The following is a 4,838-nucleotide window of genomic DNA, read 5'->3' as shown; positions in this document are numbered from 1 at the left end:
TTTAATAGAACAGATTTTGATTTTGATAGAAAAGTTAAGTAGCTTGATGCGACAACTATATTGACAAACACCGTGACATACTTTGCACAATACCTCTCGATTGGAGCGCATGGCGATATTGCTTCATTTGATAATGCCAGCCTTGATCGGAATGCATGAGGAGCTTATGGTCTTCCGGCAATCGCTCTAAGGCTTTTTCTAACATGTCTGAAACAAGAGAGAAAGTCGGTCTAGAGCCGATTGTGTAGGTGATGATTTCTCCGTTAAACATGTCTAAAACAGGCGATAAATAAAGCTTTTCGCCAACCGTGCCTTTATAGGATTTATATTTTTTCATGCACACAATACATTTTAAGCCGAGCTCTTTCATAATGCGCTGAACCTTTTTATGATTCACTTTTTGCCCACGATTCGCCAGTTCATCACGGATACGTCGGTAACCATAACGACCTGTGTGTTCGTCGTAAATCGCTTGAATTTCAGCTTTTAAATCAGCTTCTGGATCAGGTAAATCGAATTTTTTCGCGGTATGATAAAACGTACTGCGTGGAATCTCTGCGTACGCTACAAGTGCTTTCACCGAATATGTATCCCTTAATTCACAAATGACTTTTACTTTGTCTTTCGTGGTGATGCTTCCTTGGCTTGAACTAAGGCATTCAACTTTTTTAAATACGCATTTTCCATTTCAAGCTGTTGAATACGTGCTTGAAGTGCTTCTGTAGAGCCTTCTGTTAATACTTTTTTAGGTTGTTTAGCCGATTCTTTTTTCATGGATTGACGCCCCTTTTTCTTTGGCTGAAGGGCATCATCTCCTAATGATTCGAATTGTTTTTGCCAATTCCGTATAGACGAACTGGCGGCCACATTGAAAATCGCTGCCGTTTCGTATAAGGACGTACCGTGTTCAGTCATATAGTTAAGTACGTCTAGTTTAAACGCTTTTGTATAATTTGTATATCGCCTGACAAACACTTCTACGCCGTTATTTCGGTATTGGTTCGTTAACGTTAGTAAATAGCGATGTGAAATACCAAAATCCGTAGCGACTGTTCTGGAGCTTTCCTTGCCATTTAGATAGCGTTCAACCGCTGCTAATTTATCTTCTGCGCTCATTTTAGCCATAGAAAAACTGCACCTCCTTGTTAGTTGTGTCTAACAACTGGGGTGCAGTTCAAATCCGTGTTTGTGGCTTTTCTTATGGAACATTGTTTATACAGGTTTTTATGCCGTTTCTTGAAAAGTCAGTATCAGCAACTGTTTTCAGCGTTTTAGATTATCCTGCACAATCGGCTTTAATGAATAAAATTATGTATATTTCTTAACATTGTAACCGCATTTTTCTGACGGGATCCCTATGTAAGATGGAGTCCGACTTGTTGTAATGAACGGAGCTTGCTTGGCCCATCTCTTCAAATTTTGAATGATGCCCGTCATCAAAACTTGTGTTTCTACTTTTTGAAGACAACGGTATCTGGTGTAACGGAGTCCGTGGTTTTCTTTACTTTGGGCAAAACTCAGTTCAATCGTTTGAGGCCGTACAATTCTTAAGATCTTCCCGATCCATGAAAGGCGCATTTCTCTTAAACGGTCATACGTCGGTTGATGAATCGAGATACGTAAAACCCGATCCATATCTTCTTTGAGAGCGAAAGGACAGTTAAAACAACTTCCTTTAGGTGCCTTAAATTCATGATAGCCTTGACTCGTCGTTGTAGCATATGTGAAGGGTACGCCATTTGGACAACAATAAAGAGTTTCTGTCACTTGTTTAAATTAAACTTTTTTACATTGAGGATGCTCCTTAGAACGTGATCGTTTATATGGCATCGAAACAAAAAAGTTTCGCTCGAATAGAGCCTTCGCACAAGCCGCATTGTAGTAGCCTGCATCTAATGTTATTTCCTTTGCATAACCCCCAAACAATTCTTTTAATTGATCTACCTGTTTCGGTAAGTTTTTATGTCCCGGAACATTGGCGGCTGTCACGTCTGTCGCAATAATAAAACTATGAAGCGTATCGACAATCCGATGTTCAAAATACGCAAACTGTCCCCGTTCTACATGTTTCACAGAAAGTCGAGCATCTGCATCAATCGGACTAAAATTGGTTGAGGCGTATTCGATTTTAGGTTCGGGTGGCTTTAATGCTTTCTTTCCTTGACGTGTGCGAAAGGCATTGATGATTTCAAGATTTTCTGATTTGACTTGCCTTGTTTTTCGGATCAGGAGCTTTTGGCGAAGGCGTTTATTGGCATTCGCTTTTAATTCCGTTTCATCCCCTGCCCATGTTTCATTGGCAATAAAACCCTCTGCTTGAAGTGTAAGAAGTTGTGTACGATGAAACGCGCGCCAAAAAGAGGCTCCTTGTAGGCGTTCCAATAGAAAACGTGAAACGGTACTATGATGTGGCACTTTTTGAAATGGGGAAATTCCTAAAAACCAGCGATAGGTAGCATTGGACTGAATTTGTTTACAGGTGAAACGGACAGAGCGAAAACCTTCTAGCCCCTGAATCACAAGAATTTTAATGAGAAAAAGCGGGTCAACGGTAGGACGCCCTGTTCTTGTAGGAGAATAATAGGGAAAAAGCTTTTGATAAATCTACTGCCAATTCATGAGTTGATCTAGTTGAATTAATAAGTGAGTTGGGTCATACATAGCTTGATAAAACTGGCGATTTTTTCGATGTCTTGACATAAATGCATAAAAACATAAAAATCCCTCCAATTCATAGAAATAATGATTTGGAAGGACTTCATCCGAATTTTCACAAAATATCTATTGACAACGGAGTTTATCAACAGAATGAAACAGCCTTATATGCAAATATAAGACTGTTTCAGATGCGGTTCATTAATACTTTAGCATTATTATGATTCAAAATTGATAATACTATTACCGAATTTTAGTTGCACGAAGATGCATGAAATCTGTTGGTTCTTTATATGTTCCTAAATAACGTTCAAGCTTTCTTCTTTCATTTGGTCTGTCTATTGTTGTGCCCCACCATTGTCCATATACATCATATACGTTAGCTTTTAGATAAAAGTCTAACTCATAGTATCCAGGTATCGTAATATCTGTTTCTGACTTTGTTCCTGCAGTAACAGTAACACTCTTTTGTTTATCGTATGTGTAATTAAAGTGTCCTTCTAATTCCGCAATAAATTTCGCTCCACCTTGAGCTCTTGCGCCTTGATCAAAAGTATGTGAAGAATAATTAGTTTTAGATACTGTTCGTTCCCATGTGTATTTCGAAGTCACTCCAGTTGGAAGTTCAAATGAAGTGTGATGAAACAACATAAATTTATCGTCGTACCCTAAACGAACACCTCTAGGACTTCCTGCATATCCATTAGCCTCATATTTAATGAATGAAGATAAAGGGGCGACGATTTCATCTTTGTTAGATTTATTAGTAACATCTTTATTTAGAAGTTCACTTGCCTCTACTATTTCTGTAGAGTGTGGATAATGAATATTTTCGTTTTCTTCAGCAGATGCATAACCGTTAACCCCTCCTGAAAGCAATAATACTGAAAGTGTTAGAGCAGAAAAACTTTTCATAAATTTTAATTGAATCATGTTCATTTCCTCCTAATTTAAATGTTTTTCCAGTTCTTGTAAGAACTGTGCTGTTTGACTAAGTGTGAATACATCAACATTATCGGGATTGCTCGATATACCGACAATTGAAAGTGAATAGCCGTTTCCTGAGAATCCATAAATACTAACTTCTGAATCTGAGAATATAGTATTGTAAGTATCTTTATACACACCTGTTTCAGAGTTATATTTTTTTTCGTTATAGCTAATGCTGTGATTCCATAAGCGTCCGTCTCGTTCCTCCGAGGCGCTTACACTTAAAATAATAATCATTCCATTTTCGGCATTCTTATAAACAAATTTTTTATTTCTCTGATAAAGGCCATCTTCAAGATCCTGTCGACCAGCTATAACATCTGGGACACCTACAATGTCCCCGTTTTCCCCCAGTATTTCTTTGTATCCTTCCATGTTAAATTCATTTTGAATTCGATCTACAAGTAATTCATAATTTGAAGTGTCCAAATTATGAGTTTTAGACATAGCTATACTTGTAGCTGAATTTTCATTAGAGAAAAATAAATAACTAGCGGTACCTCCAAGTAGAAATACTATCAAAATACCAATGATGATTTTAAATTTCATAAGCAACGCCTTCCTACTTAGTATTATTGATTACAAGAAACTAAGATAACCTTATTAATCATCCCCCCTTATAAAGTTTCAAATTAAGACTATTTCCTGATACTATCTGTATTAGTGTTTCCCACCTATCGTATCATCTTCTCCCAGAATACTAATTACTGGTGTTGTATGTTCAGTAATAGTATCTTTGTCACTATAAGAATTAAAAAATAGTCCAAAAGCTAAGAAAAATCCTACAACAATTTTGAATTTTTTTCTCATTTCTTTAACTCCCTTTAATTTCTTATAATAAAACTACTAAAATATTAATTTTTATTATATAGGATGTTATGCAATAATTAGAAAAAAAGGGGGAGAATGTATTGGAAAATTTTGGAGAAAAAATGACTTATTTCAGAAAATCTAAAGGTTTGTCTATTAAGAAGTTAGCAGAAAATTTATGTGATGAATCCACTATTTTTAGGTTAGAAAAAGGAAAACAACTTCCAAGACTAGAAATTTTAAACGATATTTGTATGAAGTTAGAGATACCGTTACAAGCTTTATTTCCCTTTAATGAAGAAGTAGAAGTGGATCTACGTCAAATTTTCGGACACATTCTGCCTAAGTTTTTTCTTGGGGCAACATCCCGAACGGATTGTTCC

6 protein-coding genes and 2 pseudogenes are annotated in these 4,838 nt (G+C 36.6%); 1 reads left to right on the top strand and 7 read right to left on the bottom strand.

The features are described 5' to 3' along the window. Nucleotides 1-70: 70 nt before the first annotated feature. The 7 genes and pseudogenes from ACTHOQ_RS18665 to ACTHOQ_RS18635 form a co-directional block, all read right to left on the bottom strand. Nucleotides 71-1,125 (bottom strand): annotated as a pseudogene (locus ACTHOQ_RS18665) (IS3 family transposase); the annotation flags it as partial. Between the two features lie 183 nt (nt 1,126-1,308). Continuing rightward, the gene (locus tag ACTHOQ_RS18660; protein ID WP_440497683.1) at nt 1,309-1,767 is read right to left on the bottom strand and encodes a transposase; all 459 of its coding nucleotides are present in this window, start codon (nt 1,765-1,767) and stop codon (nt 1,309-1,311) included. Between the two features lie 9 nt (nt 1,768-1,776). Continuing rightward, nucleotides 1,777-2,382: a transposase gene (locus ACTHOQ_RS18655; protein WP_440497684.1), complete on the bottom strand. Its 606-nt coding sequence runs from the start codon at nt 2,380-2,382 to the stop codon at nt 1,777-1,779. Between the two features lie 63 nt (nt 2,383-2,445). Beyond that, nucleotides 2,446-2,604, bottom strand: a pseudogene (locus ACTHOQ_RS18930) (transposase); the annotation flags it as partial. Nucleotides 2,605-2,898: 294 nt separating this feature from the next. Further along, on the bottom strand, nt 2,899-3,588 hold the full coding sequence (locus tag ACTHOQ_RS18645; RefSeq protein WP_440497682.1) for a hypothetical protein: 690 nt from the start codon (nt 3,586-3,588) through the stop codon (nt 2,899-2,901). 12 nt (nt 3,589-3,600) lie between these two features. Further along, a complete protein-coding gene (locus tag ACTHOQ_RS18640; protein WP_440497681.1) occupies nt 3,601-4,194 on the bottom strand; it encodes a hypothetical protein in 594 nt (197 codons plus the stop codon). 111 nt (nt 4,195-4,305) lie between these two features. Beyond that, nucleotides 4,306-4,455 carry a hypothetical protein gene (locus ACTHOQ_RS18635; protein ID WP_440497680.1) on the bottom strand — a complete coding sequence of 50 codons (150 nt, stop codon included), beginning with the start codon at nt 4,453-4,455 and terminating at the stop codon, nt 4,306-4,308. 101 nt (nt 4,456-4,556) lie between these two features. On the opposite strand from ACTHOQ_RS18635, the gene ACTHOQ_RS18630 reads away from it, so the two are divergent. Then, a partial coding sequence (locus tag ACTHOQ_RS18630) for a helix-turn-helix domain-containing protein (RefSeq protein ID WP_440497678.1) occupies nt 4,557-4,838 on the top strand: 282 nt, incomplete at its 3' end.

It is taken from the genome of Solibacillus silvestris (assembly GCF_051967575.1).
Taxonomy (GTDB): Bacteria; Bacillota; Bacilli; order Bacillales_A; family Planococcaceae; genus Solibacillus; species Solibacillus silvestris_B.
This window is presented reverse-complemented; position numbering and strand designations above follow the sequence as displayed.